23 protein-coding genes are annotated in these 18704 nt (G+C 39.7%); 16 read left to right on the top strand and 7 right to left on the bottom strand.

Going from position 1 to position 18704, the window contains the following annotated elements; all coding sequences use genetic code 11:
- From JFN88_RS07290 to JFN88_RS07280, 3 genes are all read left to right on the top strand, one after another.
- The coding region (locus tag JFN88_RS07290) for a hypothetical protein (RefSeq protein WP_199018673.1) at nucleotides 1-477 on the top strand (477 nt) is incomplete at its 5' end.
- A 19-nt stretch (nucleotides 478-496) separates the two neighbouring features.
- Complete coding sequence (locus JFN88_RS07285) at nucleotides 497-802, top strand: hypothetical protein (RefSeq protein WP_199018672.1); 306 nt, start codon at nucleotides 497-499, stop codon at nucleotides 800-802.
- A gap of 64 nt (nucleotides 803-866) precedes the next feature.
- Nucleotides 867-1571 (top strand): hypothetical protein, encoded by a 705-nt coding sequence (locus JFN88_RS07280; protein ID WP_199018671.1) that lies wholly within the window; start codon nucleotides 867-869, stop codon nucleotides 1569-1571.
- A 49-nt stretch (nucleotides 1572-1620) separates the two neighbouring features.
- Here JFN88_RS07280 and JFN88_RS07275 read toward each other — a convergent pair whose 3' ends face one another.
- Nucleotides 1621-1854, bottom strand: coding sequence for a hypothetical protein (locus JFN88_RS07275; RefSeq protein ID WP_199018670.1), 234 nt, complete (start codon nucleotides 1852-1854; stop codon nucleotides 1621-1623).
- Between the two features lie 180 nt (nucleotides 1855-2034).
- On the opposite strand from JFN88_RS07275, the gene JFN88_RS07270 reads away from it, so the two are divergent.
- Nucleotides 2035-2313, top strand: coding sequence for a hypothetical protein (locus tag JFN88_RS07270; RefSeq protein ID WP_199018669.1), 279 nt, complete (start codon nucleotides 2035-2037; stop codon nucleotides 2311-2313).
- 306 nt (nucleotides 2314-2619) lie between these two features.
- On the opposite strand, the gene JFN88_RS07265 is transcribed toward JFN88_RS07270, so the two are convergent.
- Together JFN88_RS07265 and JFN88_RS07260 are read right to left on the bottom strand one after the other, a co-directional pair.
- Nucleotides 2620-3822: a site-specific integrase gene (locus tag JFN88_RS07265; RefSeq protein ID WP_199018668.1), complete on the bottom strand. Its 1203-nt coding sequence runs from the start codon at nucleotides 3820-3822 to the stop codon at nucleotides 2620-2622.
- A 5-nt stretch (nucleotides 3823-3827) separates the two neighbouring features.
- A complete protein-coding gene (locus JFN88_RS07260) occupies nucleotides 3828-4250 on the bottom strand; it encodes a helix-turn-helix domain-containing protein (protein WP_199018667.1) in 423 nt (140 codons plus the stop codon).
- A 183-nt stretch (nucleotides 4251-4433) separates the two neighbouring features.
- On the opposite strand from JFN88_RS07260, the gene JFN88_RS24805 reads away from it, so the two are divergent.
- The 8 genes from JFN88_RS24805 to JFN88_RS07220 all read left to right on the top strand — a co-directional run bounded on the left by JFN88_RS24805 (nucleotide 4434) and on the right by JFN88_RS07220 (nucleotide 11359).
- On the top strand, nucleotides 4434-4652 hold the full coding sequence (locus JFN88_RS24805) for a helix-turn-helix domain-containing protein (protein WP_332908445.1): 219 nt from the start codon (nucleotides 4434-4436) through the stop codon (nucleotides 4650-4652).
- A gap of 18 nt (nucleotides 4653-4670) precedes the next feature.
- A complete protein-coding gene (locus JFN88_RS07250; RefSeq protein ID WP_199018665.1) occupies nucleotides 4671-5597 on the top strand; it encodes a replication protein in 927 nt (308 codons plus the stop codon).
- Nucleotides 5584-5895, top strand: a complete 312-nt coding sequence (locus JFN88_RS07245; RefSeq protein ID WP_199018664.1) for a replicative helicase loader/inhibitor — start codon at nucleotides 5584-5586, stop codon at nucleotides 5893-5895. The genes JFN88_RS07250 and JFN88_RS07245 overlap by 14 nt, the downstream gene beginning before the upstream one ends.
- Nucleotides 5888-7198, top strand: coding sequence for a replicative DNA helicase (gene dnaB / locus JFN88_RS07240; RefSeq protein ID WP_199018663.1), 1311 nt, complete (start codon nucleotides 5888-5890; stop codon nucleotides 7196-7198). Before JFN88_RS07245 ends, dnaB begins: the two co-directional genes overlap by 8 nt.
- 394 nt (nucleotides 7199-7592) lie before the next feature.
- Nucleotides 7593-8030, top strand: coding sequence for a hypothetical protein (locus tag JFN88_RS07235; RefSeq protein WP_199018662.1), 438 nt, complete (start codon nucleotides 7593-7595; stop codon nucleotides 8028-8030).
- A 43-nt stretch (nucleotides 8031-8073) separates the two neighbouring features.
- Nucleotides 8074-9987: an FtsK/SpoIIIE domain-containing protein gene (locus JFN88_RS07230; protein ID WP_199018661.1), complete on the top strand. Its 1914-nt coding sequence runs from the start codon at nucleotides 8074-8076 to the stop codon at nucleotides 9985-9987.
- An 11-nt stretch (nucleotides 9988-9998) separates the two neighbouring features.
- Nucleotides 9999-10382 carry a hypothetical protein gene (locus JFN88_RS07225; RefSeq protein WP_199018660.1) on the top strand — a complete coding sequence of 128 codons (384 nt, stop codon included), beginning with the start codon at nucleotides 9999-10001 and terminating at the stop codon, nucleotides 10380-10382.
- A 137-nt stretch (nucleotides 10383-10519) separates the two neighbouring features.
- Complete coding sequence (locus JFN88_RS07220) at nucleotides 10520-11359, top strand: tyrosine-type recombinase/integrase (protein ID WP_199018659.1); 840 nt, start codon at nucleotides 10520-10522, stop codon at nucleotides 11357-11359.
- Nucleotides 11360-11428: 69 nt separating this feature from the next.
- Here JFN88_RS07220 and JFN88_RS07215 read toward each other — a convergent pair whose 3' ends face one another.
- The 3 genes from JFN88_RS07215 to JFN88_RS07205 all read right to left on the bottom strand — a co-directional run bounded on the left by JFN88_RS07215 (nucleotide 11429) and on the right by JFN88_RS07205 (nucleotide 14654).
- Nucleotides 11429-12652, bottom strand: a complete 1224-nt coding sequence (locus tag JFN88_RS07215; protein WP_199018658.1) for an S-layer homology domain-containing protein — start codon at nucleotides 12650-12652, stop codon at nucleotides 11429-11431.
- A gap of 205 nt (nucleotides 12653-12857) precedes the next feature.
- A complete protein-coding gene (locus tag JFN88_RS07210; RefSeq protein ID WP_199018657.1) occupies nucleotides 12858-13745 on the bottom strand; it encodes a copper amine oxidase N-terminal domain-containing protein in 888 nt (295 codons plus the stop codon).
- Between the two features lie 24 nt (nucleotides 13746-13769).
- Nucleotides 13770-14654 carry a stalk domain-containing protein gene (locus JFN88_RS07205; protein ID WP_199018656.1) on the bottom strand — a complete coding sequence of 295 codons (885 nt, stop codon included), beginning with the start codon at nucleotides 14652-14654 and terminating at the stop codon, nucleotides 13770-13772.
- A gap of 126 nt (nucleotides 14655-14780) precedes the next feature.
- On the opposite strand from JFN88_RS07205, the gene JFN88_RS07200 reads away from it, so the two are divergent.
- Both JFN88_RS07200 and JFN88_RS07195 read left to right on the top strand, forming a co-directional pair.
- Nucleotides 14781-14981: a helix-turn-helix transcriptional regulator gene (locus JFN88_RS07200; protein ID WP_199018655.1), complete on the top strand. Its 201-nt coding sequence runs from the start codon at nucleotides 14781-14783 to the stop codon at nucleotides 14979-14981.
- 191 nt (nucleotides 14982-15172) lie between these two features.
- Nucleotides 15173-15862 carry a helix-turn-helix domain-containing protein gene (locus tag JFN88_RS07195; protein WP_199018654.1) on the top strand — a complete coding sequence of 230 codons (690 nt, stop codon included), beginning with the start codon at nucleotides 15173-15175 and terminating at the stop codon, nucleotides 15860-15862.
- A 311-nt stretch (nucleotides 15863-16173) separates the two neighbouring features.
- Here the strand turns inward: JFN88_RS07195 and JFN88_RS07190 are convergent, their stop codons facing one another.
- Nucleotides 16174-16779 carry a hypothetical protein gene (locus tag JFN88_RS07190; RefSeq protein ID WP_199018653.1) on the bottom strand — a complete coding sequence of 202 codons (606 nt, stop codon included), beginning with the start codon at nucleotides 16777-16779 and terminating at the stop codon, nucleotides 16174-16176.
- 349 nt (nucleotides 16780-17128) lie between these two features.
- Between JFN88_RS07190 and JFN88_RS07185 the strand changes: the two genes are divergently transcribed.
- Both JFN88_RS07185 and JFN88_RS24435 read left to right on the top strand, forming a co-directional pair.
- On the top strand, nucleotides 17129-18433 hold the full coding sequence (locus JFN88_RS07185; protein WP_199018652.1) for an SIR2 family NAD-dependent protein deacylase: 1305 nt from the start codon (nucleotides 17129-17131) through the stop codon (nucleotides 18431-18433).
- The coding region (locus JFN88_RS24435; protein ID WP_233167529.1) for a hypothetical protein at nucleotides 18411-18704 on the top strand (294 nt) is incomplete at its 3' end. The genes JFN88_RS07185 and JFN88_RS24435, both read left to right, overlap by 23 nt.

Genomic DNA, 18704 nt, shown 5'->3' with positions numbered 1-18704 from the left:
GTGAACATGGCTGCTCCTATAGCGCCGATGGCTGCGCCCGTGGTGAACATGGCTGCTCCTATAGCGCCGATGGCTGCGCCCGAAGTAAACATGCCTTCGCCTGTAACTAATAAGGCCAAAGGTCCTGCTACCCTCACCGCGCAGGTAAATGCAGAAAGTCTTGCTAAGGCGATAACCGGGGCAGTTCACAATCTGGGAATTACGGGGATAACGCCGAAGGAAACCGCAGCACAGCCTGGCGGCTTCTCTGCCGCGCCGCTAGACATTCCTGCGGGTAAAGTGACCCCAACAGCCCCAGCAGCCCAGGCAAGCAATACGTCGAGTAGTATTACAATTGGAGACATTCATATCCAAGCCACCGAAGGTATGGACGGGGAACAACTTTACGAGGAATTTATTAGCAAACTGTATCAACAAGCAAAGGGCGCGGCCTCTATCTTGACTGGAGGGAACAAGTCTGCGTTACTGAATGGCTGAACAAGAAAGGAATGAAAGCATGAGAAAGAGACAGGAATTAGAAAAGGCTGTAGAACGTCAAGCCGCCCCGCTCCAGCCGTTTAAAGCAAGGCAGATTGTCCTTGCCCTGGAAGACATGGAATACAGGCAGTTGCTCCAATACGACGAACGCGGAGAACTAGACCCGGCCAGCGTAAACCGGGCATTAAAGCAGATGGCTGCCCAAGAACCGAACCTGTTTTACACACCTGAAGCCGCTAGAGACTTGAACGACGCCAGCTTACAGAGCAAAGCAGCGGGGGCGTCGGCATCGGCAGTTATTCCGCGAAGTCAAAAGAAGACGTAACGGTAAGCGGAATACTGCAACAAGTCGGAATCAACAAATAAAACAAACTTGGAGGAATGTAACCATGATTAAGGCGTACGACGACATGCTGGAGAGTATTAAAGTGTTCGAAGCTTCCCAGGAAGCGAATAACGGGCAACTGGCAGCCGCAGCTGCGGAAGTAGACCAAGCCCGGCAGCAGTATAACACCCTGTTGGAAAAGGCCTTGGAAGACCCTGAACTAGCGACAGACGTAGCGAAGGCCCAGGGAGTGATAGCTATCTCCGAAGCGAGATTACAGCGCCTACGGGCTAACCAGGACGCGGGAAAAAAGCCGTACCCGGATGGCATGGCGGTAGCTTTTATGAACGTCCAGGCTGAAATTCGTCGCCGGATCGCAGACGGTAGCCTACTGCGGGAGGAATTCCAACCACTGCTGGACGAACTGGACGCCCACAGGCAGGCGTATACGGCAAAACTGGCTGCTGTGTTCGTTAAAATGCAACAGGTAAACCAAAGCCTTGCGCATGTCCAGCACACCACAGCAAACGCTGTAATGCGCTTTACAGGCAAAGAAGAACGGTACGGCTTAATGGGGCCGTTAGCATTGTCGGAATCGGATTTTAAGGAATGGGCCTGGGTAGATCATTACCAATACACTAACGACTTGTCCAAGATTCGAAAGTCAGTCCTGGAGGAAGTAAGCGCAGAAGTGAAGCTGCCCCCTGTGAGCATACAGAACGTAATTACGCCGACAAGCGAAAATTATCAGAGCGCTAAACAACTTTAAATGAGAAAGCCGCGTAGGATGGGACACAGCCCAGCTACGCGGCTTTCATTCATTTATCCTGTTCGTCGGTCTTTTTGGCAGCGGCATTATGATCTTGAATAACCCGCCGTTCAACGATTTTTTTAATATATGGGGCAGCGATCTTCCAAGCATGTTCGCGTAAAGCCGCAATTAAAGCAGGGTGTCCTTCCATCTTACCGTTCATGAACGATACTCCCGCTTCGAATTCTTTCCGACTGATGTCGGTCCCAGTATTCTGTTTGAATAATTCGTAGTTATCCATTGTCTACAGCACCTTTTTTTGATAAGCATACATTAGGGCGAACGTAAGGCGCTAGATTTATCTCTAGGTAATACCTATTATCTGCAAGTAACGAAATGACGGTATAAAAAATTACATATATAATAGTAAAGACTTCTTTACTTCTACAGGCTGTTTATCCAAACAAGGGGGCGGTTCAAAATGCGGTTTACAGCTGGGGGGCAAGTAGGCGGCCAGGCCGCTGCGATAATATGGGAAGACGGAACGGTAATCGGTAGCCGCTTCGCGGTACAGCTTGTACAGCTGGAAGCTGCGAACCTGGAAGGCGAACTGGTAGGCCCCGTCGGCCAACAGACCGAAACGCAGCATCTACGCAGCGCCTTATCGGCCATGCTGATTATCGACCGGGTACTAGCCGATGCGGTATTTACCGGGGAAGTACCCGAAACTGGTAGCGCGCCTCATGGGGCCGTTATCTAAAGCAATTGGCCGCTGGTATTTGGTGCGATTTTGGTGTTAAAACTCGGTGCGATAAAAAGAAACAGTGTTTGTAATGTGAAGAAAACAATAAAAGATATTACCGCATGACTGCCCCGGCATTATCGGGGATACAGCGCCAAACCTACATAATTATTGCAAATTATCGACTATAACAGATCATAAAAAAATGCACCGTACCCCGTGGACGGGGCATGTGGAAGTCGTTTGTTCCTTAGTTTATAAGGGTTTTGAGTGATTAATTTTTTAGTTGGGGACAATATGGGGACGGAATAATTTTAAGGAGGATTATTTTGCCTTGATGTTCGGCAAAATGGAGTCAAACTTGTTCGCCGCTTCGTGGTCGGCTGATCTCAATACGTGTCCATAGATGTTCATTGTTGTGCCTATATTTGCGTGTCCTAGTCGTTCAGAAATGATCTTAGCATGAACGCCTTGATTGAGCAGCAAGGTTGCTGATGTGTGACGAAGGCTGTGGAATGTAATGTAAGGCAAGTTGTGTTTTAATAAAAGATTTCTAAAGTGAAGGTAAGGCGTTTCTGGATAGAACGGCTTACCTTCTTCATTGAAAAATAGAAAAAAGTATTCGTCTCGTTTCCAAACGGTTTTTAGTTTCATCCGTTCTTTTCGACAATGCAGATAGTAGTCGTTCAATTCAGCAGTAATGGAGGATGGAAGAGCTACTTTCCGTAAGCTGTGCTTTGTCTTAGGCTCTTTAATAATAGGTTCTCCATCCTTGTATGCTGTAATGCTCTGTCTAATGTCTATAACCCCATTTTTTAAATCAATATGTTTCCATTCTAAACCTAGCAATTCTCCACGACGCAGCCCTGTAGTTAGAGCTAGTGTAATCATAATTCTCCAGTGGTATGGTTCATTTTGAAGAACTTCAAATAACTTACCAACTTCCTCTTCAGTGTAAACTTTAGTTTCCTTATATGTGACGCGAGGGCGTGCGCTATCGGCTACGGGATTGCTTTTGATAATTCTCCATTCAACAGCACGGCTAAAGATATTCTTCAAAATTCGATACATCATAAATACACTGCCTGATGATAACCTCCCCTCTTTTCCATCCAATCGACTGCCATCCTGCTCAAGTGAATCCAAGTAATTTAGGATATGAATAGGTTGGATCTGGTCAAGCCTATGATGGCCGAATACAGGAAGAATCCGTTTTTTTAAACAACGCTTGTATGTGTTTAGAGTAGTTACCTCAAGCTGCTTTACTGCATATTTCTTTTCCCACTCTTCGACAAAGGCCGAGAAGCGCATTTTCTCTGGTGCAATGTATTCCCCGGCTTCAACCTCAATCCTGAACTTAACTAATTCATCGTTTAGATAATCATTTAGCCGTTTCTTCGTTTTTAAAATGGCCTTATCTTCGACTTTAATTGTTTTGGTCTTTTTAAGACGTTTCCCTTGAGCCGTTGTACCGATTTCTACGATAAGCCGCCAAGAGTTTTCTCCTCGTTTCTCGATGCTGGCCATTGTTATCAATCCTTTTCTTTAGTCATCAGGTATTTCGAAAAGTCCAAAATCTGATCTTTGATTCGTTTTGGGATCACAACCCCATCACATGTTATGTCTGGAAAATATCTTAAATAGTCGCTAATTTCTAGAAAGTTGGACAACTCAACTTCTTGATTATGTTCTCTTTCGGCTTCTCCATCATCGGGACTGTTATCTGAAAAATTTCCTCCGGCCTCTTCGATAAACTGATGGAAAGGAACATGCAGGCTGAGTGATATTTTTTCGAGGACTTTCAAGGATGGAATAGGTTTATGCCCGTTTTCTATTTGGCTTAAATAAGAGTTTGATATGCCTACGCTGTTTGCAAGATCAACTAGTTTTATTCGTCTTTCCTTCCTTAATTTTTTTATATTACTTCCAATTTTTAAGTCTTTGGACAGTTTCAATTAGTTCACCTCCTAGGAAAAATTATATCCAAAACCATCACTTGTAGCAAGAAAAATTTCAGGAATTGACTAAAGTGATGGTTATGTTGATATAATTAATTTACAAAGCGCTGCATGGAATAGCATATTAATGACAACTGAGGCAGATAAAAGTTCACTGAACTTGGCTTTGAAAATAAGAAGATGGAGGAGAAAGCTATGCAAAACGATGAAGTGCTCGATATCTATGAAATGAGCAGATACTTGCGTTGCTCTGTAGACACTATTCGCCGAATGGTACAAAGGAAACATTTGCCTCACTATCGTGTTGGCAACCGAATCTTTACTCGAAAGTCCTTTCTTGATGAGTGGATATTGAATCAAGTTACTTGTTCAGTGGAGAATAATGCCTATGCAGAATGATTTTAAAAGGAAGTATAAATGGATGCTCCTCAAAATTACTTGAATAAAATAAAAACTAATGGCTTTACAGCAATTAGCAACAGTATCTACCAACAGCTTATTCAACGGGACTTTACAAAACGTCAGCTAAGCGTACTTTTAATGATTCTGCGCTTATCTTACGGGTGTCAACGTTCGAATGCCTATATCCCAAAGCTTATAAGTTTTGAGCTATGTGGAGTAGGTAAGACGAATATTACTAATGTTTTAAATAGCTTGGTTAAACAAAAAGTACTTCACTGGGACAAGATTGAAAGTACCTTTGCCATAAACCAAAATGTTCAGGATTGGGAGATTGAAGTAGTCAGTGGCTGGGAGAGTGAAGTTTTTCAACATCTGCTGCGACTAAATCTTAAAAAAGGTTCTCAAAACAATAACCAATTTGAATTGTTGAGTAATCAAAACGAGAACTGTGAGATTATCGAAATAATTACTGAAAATAACGAACATTTATCGAATCAATTACTCGAAAGCCCAACGAAGCCATATGAGTCTAAGAGAGAGGATATTCCTAAAGAAAGTATTAAAGAAACAAATACAGAAATTGCTGTTTATAGAGCGACTTCGTATGAGACTGTAGAACGTGAATATTGCTCTTTACACGGCAAAAGGAGCCTGAGTGGAAAGGATAGAGAGGTCATAGAAATGTTCTCCTTAAACGGCATCCCTATTAACTTTATTATCCAGCGGATGAGGGAAACCTATGCAAAAAAAATTGAACGTGGCGAAACCGTTAATAGTTTTGCATATTATGAGCGGCCTATTTTGGATTCTTGGCGAACTTTAAACACTACTAAGGCAACCCCCACTATGAGGGAACAGCCAAGCCGGTACCAGAGCCGTCAAGAAAGGCAAAATGAAATGTTGCTTCTGGCAATCAGGGAGGAACTGGATGACACGGAATGAACTTAACAAACTATTCTTGATTATTAATAATGCCTATCAAAATTTTTCGATTGATGAAGTTAAAATGACCTTTTGGCACAATATGTTGGAGGATTTTCCGTTTGAAATTGCTTTGAGTAATTTACGTCAGCATGTTTATACGGAAAAGTATCCTCCAACGATTGCGGATATTAGAAAACCTCTGGAGGTAGAACTTGCAAACTACCTCCAACTGAAAGAGGCAACCCAACATCGCCTTAAAATGATGGAGGAATGGCATTACAGAGCAGTAATAAAGGGTGAGGCAGCATATGATTGATCCTCCTTTATTCAACCTAGAGGCTGAACAAGCTGTTATTGGAGCAATTCTGTTAGAGCCGAAATCAATTGATGCTGTTCGTGAGAAAGCGCCAGAACAAGCTTTCTATCACAAAGCTCACCGAACGATCTATCAGGCAATGCTTGAGATTGCGGATCAAAACATACCAATTGACCTTGTTCAATTGACGGAAATCTTACAGAAGAAACAGAAGCTTGATGAGGTGGGCGGCGTAATCTATATGTCACAGCTTGCCGGTTCTGTGCCCACAGCTTCTAACATTTTGTATTATGTTGATATTTTACTGGAAAAGCATCGACTTCGGAATTTGAAACAAGCACTTGGAAAGAGTTTGTCTGCTATAGCAGAGGGGGACGATTTTGAAGAAGTCCTTTCTGAGATTACAGAGGATGTTTCAAGACTTTCAGACCAATTAGAACCGGAAGAAGGTTTTATCCATATCGCTAAAAGTGCTGAAGGTCATGAAGATGTTATGGAAGGCCGGGTTCAACATAAGGGACTAACCGGAGTTAAAACGGCAGGTTCCGCATTAGATATGTTCACTGGAGGCAGACAGAAAGGAGAATTGATAGTTGTTGCCGCTCGTCCTTCAATCGGTAAGAGTGATTATATGTTGAATGAAGCGTTAAATGCAGCGAAAAGCGGCACAGCGGCGGGGATATTTAGTTTGGAGATGCCTGGTGTAATGCTTACAGATCGATTAATCTCGGTGATCGGGCATATCGACAGGTTGAAACTTCGAACTGGATTATTGGATGATGAGGATTGGTATAAGTATACAATGGCTCGTTCCGTCTTATCTAAATTGCCTATTTACGTTGTCGCGAAGCAAGGTCAATCGATACAAAGCATTCGAAACAAAGTGAAATGGTTAAAAAGAGAACATAACAATTTGGTAATTTACATTGATTATCTGCAACTGGTAAACGGGGGTCAACGCTTTCCTAATCGGGAAGCTGAACTTGGTTACATTAGCCGTTCTTTGAAGCAAATAGCTTTAGAAAATGACTGTCCGGTTATAGCGATAAGTGCCATTAATCGTAACAGCGAGAAACGGCAGGATAAACGTCCGATGCTTTCTGATTTAAGGGAATCAGGGCAAATTGAATTTGATGCAGATGAGGTCGACTTCCTGTATCGAGACGACTATTACAATTCCGATAGCGAAAAGAAAAACATTACTGAAATTATTATCGCAAAGGGAAGGAATACCGGAATCGGAGTTATTGAAATGGGATATTTGAAACAATACGGAAAATTCGTTGATTTGCATTTAACTTAGACTTCTTGCGCCCATAGCGGCTGTAAAACTCCTTGCGCCTTGAATAAGGCTTCCTGCGTCCATAGCGGCTAAAACCCCTTGCGCCTTGAATAAGGCTTCCTGCGCCCATAGCGGCTGTAAAACCCCTTGCGCCTTGAATAAGGCTTCCTGCGCCCATAGCGGCTGTAAAACCCCTTGCGCCTTGAATAAGGCTTCCTACGCCCATAGCGGTTGTAAAACCCCTTGCGCCTTGAATAAGGCTTCCTGCGCCATAGCGGCTGCAAAACCCCTTGCGCCTTGAATAAGGCTTACTACATCTACAGTGACTATTAAAACTTTATTGTGGCTTTATTACGAAAAGTGAATAGGGGCGTGTTTAAGACGCCCCACTTGAGAAATCAGGAGGTCGTTGCCTTTGAATCATATCTCAGGGATTGTAGGCTGGCTTATTATAATCATTATTTTAGCTTGGATGTTTTTAGGTAACGGTAAGTCAAAGCCAGCAAATCATAATGCATTAAATACAGAGGATTTACGAGAACGATTTAGAAAGCTTATTAGCCGTTCTGACATGACAAATATTCAAGCATTTATTAATCGACAGAATGCAGGACTTTTTGCAACTTGTCTATGTTCTTTCATTCGTGATACTTATAACCCTCTGATTAATCAGCTCCATTATGAAGATATAACTAGACTTGTTCGGCATTTATTAACTGAACATGAAGTGAATCAGTTATTGAAAGCTGCACATAATGGAAACTACTTGCGGTACGAGAACGGTACGGTTTATTTATATGACCGTGAAACGAATGACTTACTAATTCAATTATTTACTGATGCCAAACAGTAGCTGCCTTTTGCACAAGCTGCTGATATTTATGGAGGAGCGATCAATGTTCAGTAAACAGCATATAAGAGAGTTTACTAAAAAAAGCATTAGTTTATCTGGTTTATTTTTTCAACGGCTACAGAGTATTCAGTTAGTACGAGTTCAACGATTTGTTATGTGGTTTTATCAAGATGATCAAGAACGCGTTAATAAGAAAACTATTCAGGTTTGGGTAGAGTCAGCACGAAACGATCTTATTCGTGCTTATAACTTACTTGCTGACTTATCTAATCAAGCATGGTACGAGAACGGAAAAGTCCCACAGGTAACGATTAACTGGGCTGTTCAGTTAATCAGTCGATATGAATCGGTTAAATGGCCGCAAACGTCTATGAACTTTCGGTTAGCTTTCAGACTAGGTTTGCGTGTTCCCACCATCAGATTACGATTTTTTTGGCTATTAGTTGGTGACGCAGTGGCTATGGTTTCAGTTGTGTCACTCCATTGGCTAATTGATTTTCCATTACATTGGATACCAATAAGTATCATCAATGCTCTTTATTTTTTCATTCTTTGCATTCGTGGAGGTTACAAGCTGTTTCCCATCATTAGAGCTATTAATCGGACTTCTGCTGAATACCTTTTCCAAACAAACCTAGGGGAAGTTCATTTCCAAGCTGCGCACTTACTGAAAGATAAATATTTGAGAAAGGTCGCGCAAGTTAAAATAGCACTCCATGAGCTGAGATTACAGCAGAAACAAGCGGAAGGCTATAACAGATATGATGAAGTGTTGAGAGATGAAGTTGAACTTATTCAAAGCAATAGCCATTTTGTCCTGGAACCGGTCTCCGACAATCCGCTTGATGCAATTTGGCGGCGATTTATCGAGCAGAATTTTTCTAAAGCATCTTATTCCTCGCCTGAATATAGGACGGAGAGTGCAACAGAATGGCATATTTTTCGAATTGAAGGGATTCCTGCAAATGAGTATGCCAAGCGAGAAGCTGTCATAGAAAGTTTGGTTCGAAAAAGAGTTTATAAAATTCATGCTAATTATAAAGAGGTTGGAGTAACAGCGATAGAGTTGATAACAACAACACTACCAGCCCTTGTGACCTACAATGAAACGCCTATTCCCAACGAATGGAGAAAAATCATACTCGGGAAAGATGTGAAAGGAAACGTCTATTGGGATTTTATTGCTCAACCTCATGCGATGGTTGTTGGAATAACCAATAGTGGAAAGTCAGTAACAATCAACAATATCATCCGGCAAATGAAGGAAAAAAATATTCTGATGTATTTTGTGGATTTTAAGAATGGGCTAGAATTCTTTCCGTTTCGCTCCAAGGGCTATACTGTGATCGAAGATGCGGAACATTTCCCTGATTTTAGTGCTGCACTTGTACAAGAAATGTCTAATCGGGCAGAATTCCTAAAACAGAATGGATTCAAAAATTTTGAGGGCTATGAAGCTGTACGCGACCAAAGAGGGCTTCCGATGCTGCCGCGTATAGTGTGCTTTATAGATGAAGTTGCCACTGTAATGGGGCATAGTGATATGAGTATTCAGAAGCCAAGCATACACCATACCGAACTGCTTCTACAGAAAGCGCGAGCTTCTGGAATTCACATGTTATTAAGTACACAGCGTCCGGATGCAAAGTCAATTGGTTCAACAGGTATTCGGGATAACATCGCTGTGAAAATGTCTTCATATTTAAGCACTCAAGCCTCCATGCTCATTTATGGTGATGATCGAGCAAACAGAAAAATACCTGATCAAGGATACGCAGGAATGTTCATTGCCTCCGGTATAGGCACTGATGCAGCGTTCAGAGTACCTTTCATGGATGATGCAGAGTTTTTGGAATACTTGGAAACTTGGCCAAGGAATCAATTCTCTGCTTATCAATTAGGTAAATCATTATTAGCAAGTAAAGTTCCTAATATGAGTTACAACGATATTTTTTAGGAGGAAAAGGAATGGAATCAATTAATAACTTTAAAGTTTTGCATAACAATCAAGTATTTACAATTATGAAAATGGTAGGTGAGACGCTGATTGCTGAGGACGGTCGATTATTACATGTAGAGAAGATTAAATTCCTTCCGATGACCGGTGCTAATGATATTGATAATACAACTGTTTATCTTGGGGATGTTATTCAATCTGCAAGTAATCCCAAAGCAGGAAAATATACTATAGAATTTATAGATGGCGATTTCTGGGGAGTGCCAAAGAAGATAACGCCATTCGGAAGAATCGTGAATGACGACTACCCGATTAATGGTGCTTTACCTCTCAGTTTGTTGATTGAAGATTATGATTTTAGAGTTGTAGGAGACTTTTTTGGTCTGTTTACATGAAGCCATCAGAACGAATTCGGAGAAATGTTCATAAGGTGAACAAGTATTGGGCTTGAAGAAATAGCGCAGAAGTGGACTTCCACGCAGGATGAATGCTTTGATTTTGCGTGGAAGTCCTATTTTAGGAGGGATTAACATTGAAAAAAAATGTCGTAGAAGTTCAACACTTTCTCTCTGATCAAGCAGGACAGGGGAAAGCAGAAAATACAGTCACTACTTATCGTAGAATTATGAAAGCATTTTGTCATTGGGTAGATCGGAACGGTGGCGGGTTAACGGAGCTTACAAGGTACGATATACAAGCTTATATTAAGGCTTTAGAGAAGGAAGGTAAAAGTGCTTCAACAGTCGATAAGATTTATGCTTGTATACGAGTCTATGCCCGGTTTATACAGCGTCCCGATATCGTAGATCATATAAGGCGTATCAAACCGCAAAACAATCGTCAAGCAGCTCCTAAATCGTTAGAGAACTTAGAAATAAAGAGGTTAAAGAGAGAGGTTGAGAAGGATTGCAATAAGAGAGATATAGCAATAGTGTATCTATTACTAGAGACCGGAGTTCGTGTGTCAGAGCTTTGTTCATTAAATCGAACTGATGTCGTTGTTCAAGAGCGGAGTGGGGTAATGAAGGTGCGTAATGGGAAAGGTGGTAAAGAAAGAATGATTCCATTGTCAAGAGAATGTCGCTATCATATAGTTCAATATCTTCAAGTACGACAAGACGATGAGGTTTCTTTGTTCCTTAGTAATCAAAATATTCGACTATCTGTTCGTGCCGTTCAACATATGCTAAAGAAATACGGTACACATCCCCATGCGCTGCGGCATACTTTTGCAAGGAGGCTTGTCGCTGAAGGTATAGATATAAGCACTATAGCCGAGCTTACTGGTCATTCTGATATAAATATGACAAGGAGGTACTCGAAGCCGTCCCAAGCCGAACTAGCAGAAGCAATTGAGCGGGCTTTTATATAAGTCAATTGAAATATGGTGAAATACAAAAGACGACCAGAAAACTGGTCGTCAAGTAATGTCACATCTAACCTACTGGTTATAGTTTGTATCTATCTTAGAACGGTACACAACAGCACCGTCTGTCCATCCCATCTTGACATAAGTCAAGGTAAATTGCTTATCAGAGTTAAAATTACCTTTAGGGATGATTTGACCCTTAACGAATGTGAAGGTTTTTCCATTATTACTCTTTAGATCAACTGCCATCTTAACTACGCCATATTCTTTCCACCAAGGAAAAATACTATAGTAGGTATTTGGATTTTTAGTATTGATATCTCGTGTGTCATTTCCAAAAGTTTTTTTCCAATCATCATTATCAAGCTCGATATAAGGAGCCCTAACATGTGTCTCACTAGAATTACCATTAACTTTAATCTTTGTTACGGATAATAACGCATAAGCGTTCACATCTTTAATTTCGTAATAATTAGGATGTCTACCCCAACGTAAATCAGACGTAATTAGTTTCTTATTAGGGTCATTTTTATCGTTCAGATCGACGACAATCAAATCAGTAGTGTAGTCTGCCAATTTATTATAAGTAGCGGAAAGATATGCCGAATTGAACTGTTCATCACTATTACTAAAATACCTAGGCAACATCGTCATGATATTCGTTTTATGCCAAAGTATTTCAGCAGCACCCGTAGCGTATTTATCAGATGGCAGCGTCTTTCTAGCCTTAATATCAAGAATACGCTCAATTACGACAACAGCTGAGGCTCTTGTTGTAACACCATCAGGAGCAATTTCTCCGTTACCTACACCTTGGATAACGCCTGCCTTAGCAGCTTCATACAAGTTACGGTTGATATCATAGTCTTTCTTGTAACCTGTAATTCCTGCTCTGACTGCCAACAGCGACATTTCCTTACGAGGAATCGATTTGTTCCAAGAATCAGACTTGAAATCGTTAGCGTAAAATCCTGACTTTGTTGCCGCGTCAATATAAGGCTGATACCAATTACCGCTAGTCGCAACGGTTTCCAACTTCAATGCAGCAACCAACATTTTTAAGAACTCTGCGCGAGTTACTTCAGCATTAGGCTTGAAAGTTCCGTCTGTATAACCGGAGACGTAACCTTTAGCAACGGCTGTTTTGATTGCCCCTTCTGCCCAGTGCCCTTTTGTGTCAGAGAATGATTTTATTTCAGTCTTGGGGTTTTGTGGTTCTTCTGCATAAACTAGACCTGACAAGGAACTGAATAACAATGCAATTAGCACTAAAGAACTGAGAAATGATCTTTTCATATAGGATACCACCTGTTATGTATTGTTTGAATGATTGATTATTAGATCCAGGAAATTTGTATAAAATAACCTTTAGAGTGCCATATATGTTGAGGGTAATTACCATACTTTTTGCTTGGAGATGCAGTATTAATAGGAGTTATGAAACTAATACCATTATGGATGCGATAAAACGTTTATTAAACATCAAGATACCTCCTAAACATTAGTTAAAACCTAATGCGCGTAAAATAGCTGCAAATGGTACAACATTACCCTCCATATCAAGTACTATAAGATCTTCAGTTTCAGGAACTCTATCCTGCTTAATGTAGTTAGTAGCTACATCCTTAGAAAAAATTCGGTAGCTATCGAACATTACAGGGTCTCCGTCAACTTCTCCGCGAACTGTAATATTTAACTGAAGACCCTTTATATCTTTGTACTCATACAGTTTGTTGAGTGTCAATTTTTGAGCAGGGCTACCGTTGACGATAATTCCTGCTCCTACGGCTTTATTTTTAACGGAAGGAACATTAATTTTCAAGTTGTTGTTCTTAATATCGAAACGGATTGACTTGAAGATTTGAGTGGCGTATTCTTTCTGCTCCTTAGTAGGGTTCCATTTAACAGTTAAATCTGGAACTGGAGTTTCCCAAGGAGTATTGATTTCCACAGTACCTCCACCACCTTTATTAGGTGTCCATTTAACTTTAGCACCTAATCCCTCGGAAATAACGCGGAGAGGAACCATAGTACGTCCGTTCTTTAAAACAGCTGCGCCAGGGTAATTCTCTACCTTACCATTAACCTCGACCTTCTTACTATCGATCATAACCTTAACTTCGTTTCGTTTAGGTTTGTCGATTGTAGTAGTAATAGGCGTTTTTGAATTTACATACTCGATTTCTGCTCCCAAAGCTTCAGAAACGAAGCGCAAAGGAACATAAGTCAGATTGGTCTTACTATCAACATAAGCAGGTGCTTCGTACATGTTGATTGTATGACTGTTTACTTTAATGGTAATATTCGAAATTGTATTTGCCTTTGTAGACAAGGGCGATATAATCGTAAAGGCGATAACCCCAAATAGTAAAACTAGTGTTTTTTTCATTGAACATTCCTCCTTCTAATTATTTTAGAAATCAAGTGCCTTAAGAACAGCTTTTAATGGAACAACGGTTTGGAATTGATCTACTACAATCAAGTCTCCATCTTCAGCAATTCCGGAAACATCAACATAGGAAGGCAACATATCACGCGAGTAAATTGTGTATTTATCGAAAATAACATTTTGACCTTGGTAATCTCCGGCAATTGTAATGTTGAGTTTTATTCCCTTAGATACTTTATATTCATATAGAGTATCCAGCTTAAGTGCTTGTGCTTCCTTGTTATTGATTCTAAGTCCTGCCGAAACGTCCTTACCTTTTACAGAAGGTATTTTAATTTTAAGGTTGCTGTTAGAAATATCGAAACGAATCAGCTTAAATACTTGCTGTGCATATTCTTTTTGGTGCTCATTAGGGCTCCACTTCACGCTTTCAGCCGGTTTTGGAGTCTCCCAAGGAGTATTGATTTCTACGGTACCACCGCCACCTTTGTTAGGTGTCCATTTAACTTTAGCACCCAATCCCTCGGAGATAACGCGGAGAGGAACCATAGTACGTCCGTTTTGTAAAACAGCTGCGCCAGGGTAATTCTCTACCTTACCATTAACCTCGACCTTTTTACTATCGATCATAACCTTAACTTCGTTGTGTTTAGGCTTTTCAATAGTAGTCGTGATAGGTGTTTTCGAGTTTACATACTCGATTTCTGCTCCCAAAGCTTCAGAAACGAAGCGCAAAGGAACATAAGTCAAACTCGTCTTACCATCAATATAAGCTGGAGCTTCATACATTTGAATTGTGTATCCGTTTACCTTAATAGTAATTTTTGATCCTGACTCATTTGCAGATATTGATGATGGTGCAATAGTTAAGAGAAACGACAGGCCAAGTAAAACAATCATCTTCTTCATTTCTTGTATGCCTCCTATTTTGAGCAAATTTAGTTCGTTTACGATATATAATACACGACATATATATCGTTATAAAGTGCATTTTTATTCGATAACATAGGGGTAAAGCCGTTAGGAGTATCCCCCTTGAAATTAAGTGAAGCTAGAAACAAGAAAAATATAGTCCAAGAGGATTTCTCGCATATGATCGATGTGTCATTGAGGTACTATCAGCGACTAGAATCTGGAAAATCGATCCCAACTGTTAAGATTGCTTTACGTATATGCAAAATATTAGAGGTCAGTCCATTTGAAATTGACGAATGGCAGGACGATCCGACCAATTAAAGTAAACCGTCAGGCAGTCGCTGGCGGTTATTTTTATTTTCAACCTCTACCATGGTAGTCTACAGTGATGAAGTATTTCTACGGACTATAAGTCACATATATTGAAAATCTGCCTAGGCCTACAACCAAAGACCTATTCATCCGATATTAATTATAGAGATATTTGTTTATGTTTGGGAGGGTTTTGTCTTGTGGATATTCGCTCTGAGTTTGGTAAAAGGGTAAGGGAGCTGCGTTCTCGTAGCGGCATATCGCAGGCATTGCTAGCTGATCTTGCTGGGCTGGATCGGACGTATATCAGCGGTGTGGAGCGTGGGGAACGCAATATCAGTATTGTAAATATTGAAAAGGTAGCCGCCGCGCTCAATGTTTCAATAGAATATTTGTTTTCTAGTGAGCGATTTTCAACGAACTTGGCTTATTTGAAAAAGGATTTTGAAGTGCCTTTTTTAGAACGCTTTAGTTACCAAATTGATAGTAGTAAAAAGATACTATCCTTTCAGGTTAACGGATTATTAACAGGTGAGAATGTAGATTATATGTCTAAAACCTTATCAGGAATTGCCTCCAATTTTTCTAAAGGCGAGTTAAGTATTTTTGTTGATCATCGAGGTATGAAGACGCCAGATGGCGAACCTGTAGTTTATTCGCCGGAAGTAGCTGAAAAAGCAATATTATTTCAACAAAATGTGTTATCTGTCAGTAAGCAAGTGGTGGTGCTTTGCAATAGTGAATTTATGGCTCAGCAATTAAACTATGTAACAACGTTTAGTGGATTAAGAGAGAAGGCTAATCATCTTTACGGCCGAGATAAAGATATGGTCGGCAAGGCATATGATCTGCTGGACATTAACGGAAATGATCTAATAAAACGAATGTAATAAACCGCTGATAAGTTTCTCAGCGGTTTATTTTCTAAACGGTATGCCGATATTTGGTGGGATATTGTATAGCTTTATTATCTGTATATTCACTTTTTTGGTATTACCAAATTATTGAGCTAATAGTGGCCAAGTGAAGTTAAAGTATAACGCAGTTACCTAATTGGATAATTATTGAAAAAGATTTTACGGTCGAGTTATTGAGGAATAATCAGATTGGATGAATACGGATATTGAGGAAAATAACGAGTAGGTGCGAATTCAAGGGGAAATATCGGATTAATGAGTATGTGGTATTGGAGAAATTCATACTAAATATCAATGACTTGAAGCAGAACGGTAAAGTTATAACTGTTCGTATTCACGTATCTTTGAAGTTCAACCGCTCGGTGTTCGGTCAGAACTACTATATCAAGCGGTGCGCTCGACGATGCAGCTTTTACAAAGTCCTCGATACGTTGGAATGTTTTGGCTGTGTGCTGATAAGGGTTATCCACGATCAATGCTTTAGGAGCTTCTCCTTTGCTTACAGCGTCCAATGGCTTCGTTGTAGGTTGTGCGTCTAAGCCTAGAGATTCGATAAAGCCGATTTGATTCACTGCCCATGCTTCCCGCGCTAAATCGATTTGCAAGAAACTTCGTCCACGAAGTGATACACCCTGCATTTCCAATTCATCAGCGCCGCGCAGTGAAAGTCGAAAAATCTTATTCTTACGTTTATCAATTACTGCCTCAATATAACCCCACTCCGTGAGCGCCCTTGTCCGCTGGTAAATCGTATTCTTAGGCCGCTTTTCTGGCATTAGCTTTACAAGGCCTGAAACGGTAATATGACCGTATTTACCGATTGTCTGCATGATTGAGTGGTCGAGCGTGAGAAATTGCCGCTTAAACTGTTTTAAAGTTTCGTTTGGCATAGTTGGGACCTCCTATGTTGATTTCATGTAGCATAGTATTTTACTGAATTAGTGTCATGAATTTTGTAATTTCTAGTTGCTAGCTTTTGCATTTCGATTGAATCTGTTAGCTTGCCTCTCATATTATTATATCTGAATATATGGTTATTTGACGAATAAAGTAGTAGGCATGATTGTGTTAAAGAGAATTAATCTAACTAATTGGAGTAACAAGAAACTTGTTTGATTGTAAGATTTCACATATAAATACCAAAATAATGAAGGGTTTTTTAGGAAAATGTCGAATAAATTAAATGAATGTAGATAATTTGAACTATTAATATCAATATAGGTATTCGGGAGGGCAAGAATGACCGATCACAATATTAAACATCTAAGGAACATTTATTCTCAAGGGCGCTTAGTTCCTTTTATCGGTGCGGGATTATCAATTCCTTTTAAAATTCCAAGTTGGAGTGATTTAATAAATGAATTATCTGCTAACGTCCCAGCTCAGCTTTTACCTGCAATAGAATTTGAGCTGAGCACAAAAAATTATTGGAATGCGGTAGACTTATTAATGAGGTATGGAAGATACGATGAGAGGCAAATTCAAGAGGGGATAGTCCGTTTAGTTCAAGGAAAACAAGTAAGGTGCCCAAATGATGATGAACATAATTATTCAGATATTGGTCGACTGGATTTTCAACGTATTTTAACAACAAATTATGATCAATGGCTTTATGAGTATTTGAAAGGTGAACGGCTATTTCCACAAATCCTAAGTCAATCTTCTGTTAGTTCTCACGAGTTAGTCTTGGATGTATCGCCAAAACGAATTTGGCATCTTCATGGTAATATTTCAGACACAGGTTCTCTTGTCTTGACAAGAAATAAGTATAATCAAGTATATTCAGAAGAAAAGTATAAAAGACTATTTTCTCTTCTTTCAGGGAGCTGCGTTTTACTTTTTATGGGCTTCTCGTTTGATGACGAATATATTAGACAACTCATACAAGATTATAATGATACTTTTCAAGCAAGGCATTTCATACTTTTAGACAGACCGAGTGAAGAGATTATCACGGATTTAAAAGTAAAGTATAGGCTAGAAGTAATAGCATATGATTCAACAAAATCTAGCCATGTACAAGAAATTCGCAAAATATTAAATGAGATAAGTTCAAGTGAGCCGCCATCTTTGTTATCAATTGATGAGGACGAATTTTTTGTTGAGCCACCTGATCCAGAAATAAAGGAAGACTTAAACAAAAACTTGTTTTGTAAAAAAATAAAACTTGAGAAAATTGATAATGAGACTTACGAACAAAGCAAAGATTTTTTCTTTTTCGCCGATAGATATATCAGGAAATTAAGGAAAAAAAGATTTGATGAGAGAGTAATAATGACAATCTTAACAGTATGCGCTATGAAGTATTCGGATGTTAAAAAGATAAGTTATGGTAGTCATTTTGACAGTCAATTATTCATCGATGAAATTCATAAACAATTTGGTTGTCTTGAGTATGGGAGACTAACCAAGGTTATACAAGAATGCCTTCCTTATGATTTTGAAAATAAAGGTTTAATACATGTTTTAGCTGATGATTGGGAAAAGGAAATTTGGTGGGGAGATAATAGGATAAGTAGGGATGAATATTATGCAGAACAATAATTTGCCAGTCTCACTTAGATTGCTTTTCAATAATCCGTTCTTAGAAATGATGAATGTTCTATTTGTAATTAATTCGTTTAGCAAAAAATCGGGACTAAGCATTAGACACATACTTTTTTATTATAGTCTCTCTATCTCAGATAGTAATTCTTCATTATTTGAGAGAAAATTTGATTTAAATGATTCTTTAGATAATGAGAATATTTATTTTGACATCCAGAGTCAGATAAAGAAAATAATATTAGATTTGTATTCTCAAAATTATATTACT

It is taken from the genome of Paenibacillus roseus, from assembly GCF_016424485.1.
In the GTDB taxonomy this organism is placed as follows: Bacteria; Bacillota; Bacilli; order Paenibacillales; family Paenibacillaceae; genus Paenibacillus_D; species Paenibacillus_D roseus.
This window is presented reverse-complemented; position numbering and strand designations above follow the sequence as displayed.

Coding starts and splice junctions, on each gene's coding strand:
- JFN88_RS07265 (WP_199018668.1), bottom strand. CDS start 3,822: ATGGCCAGCATCGAGAAACGAGGAGAAAACTCTTGGCGGCTTATCGTA.
- JFN88_RS07250 (WP_199018665.1), top strand. CDS start 4,671: ATGGATGCTCCTCAAAATTACTTGAATAAAATAAAAACTAATGGCTTT.
- JFN88_RS07225 (WP_199018660.1), top strand. CDS start 9,999: ATGGAATCAATTAATAACTTTAAAGTTTTGCATAACAATCAAGTATTT.
- JFN88_RS24805 (WP_332908445.1), top strand. CDS start 4,434: ATGGAGGAGAAAGCTATGCAAAACGATGAAGTGCTCGATATCTATGAA.
- JFN88_RS07190 (WP_199018653.1), bottom strand. CDS start 16,779: ATGCCAAACGAAACTTTAAAACAGTTTAAGCGGCAATTTCTCACGCTC.
- JFN88_RS07245 (WP_199018664.1), top strand. CDS start 5,584: ATGACACGGAATGAACTTAACAAACTATTCTTGATTATTAATAATGCC.
- JFN88_RS07285 (WP_199018672.1), top strand. CDS start 497: ATGAGAAAGAGACAGGAATTAGAAAAGGCTGTAGAACGTCAAGCCGCC.
- dnaB (WP_199018663.1), top strand. CDS start 5,888: ATGATTGATCCTCCTTTATTCAACCTAGAGGCTGAACAAGCTGTTATT.
- JFN88_RS07280 (WP_199018671.1), top strand. CDS start 867: ATGATTAAGGCGTACGACGACATGCTGGAGAGTATTAAAGTGTTCGAA.
- JFN88_RS07185 (WP_199018652.1), top strand. CDS start 17,129: ATGACCGATCACAATATTAAACATCTAAGGAACATTTATTCTCAAGGG.
- JFN88_RS07275 (WP_199018670.1), bottom strand. CDS start 1,854: ATGGATAACTACGAATTATTCAAACAGAATACTGGGACCGACATCAGT.
- JFN88_RS07205 (WP_199018656.1), bottom strand. CDS start 14,654: ATGAAGAAGATGATTGTTTTACTTGGCCTGTCGTTTCTCTTAACTATT.
- JFN88_RS07270 (WP_199018669.1), top strand. CDS start 2,035: ATGCGGTTTACAGCTGGGGGGCAAGTAGGCGGCCAGGCCGCTGCGATA.
- JFN88_RS07215 (WP_199018658.1), bottom strand. CDS start 12,652: ATGAAAAGATCATTTCTCAGTTCTTTAGTGCTAATTGCATTGTTATTC.
- JFN88_RS07210 (WP_199018657.1), bottom strand. CDS start 13,745: ATGAAAAAAACACTAGTTTTACTATTTGGGGTTATCGCCTTTACGATT.
- JFN88_RS07230 (WP_199018661.1), top strand. CDS start 8,074: ATGTTCAGTAAACAGCATATAAGAGAGTTTACTAAAAAAAGCATTAGT.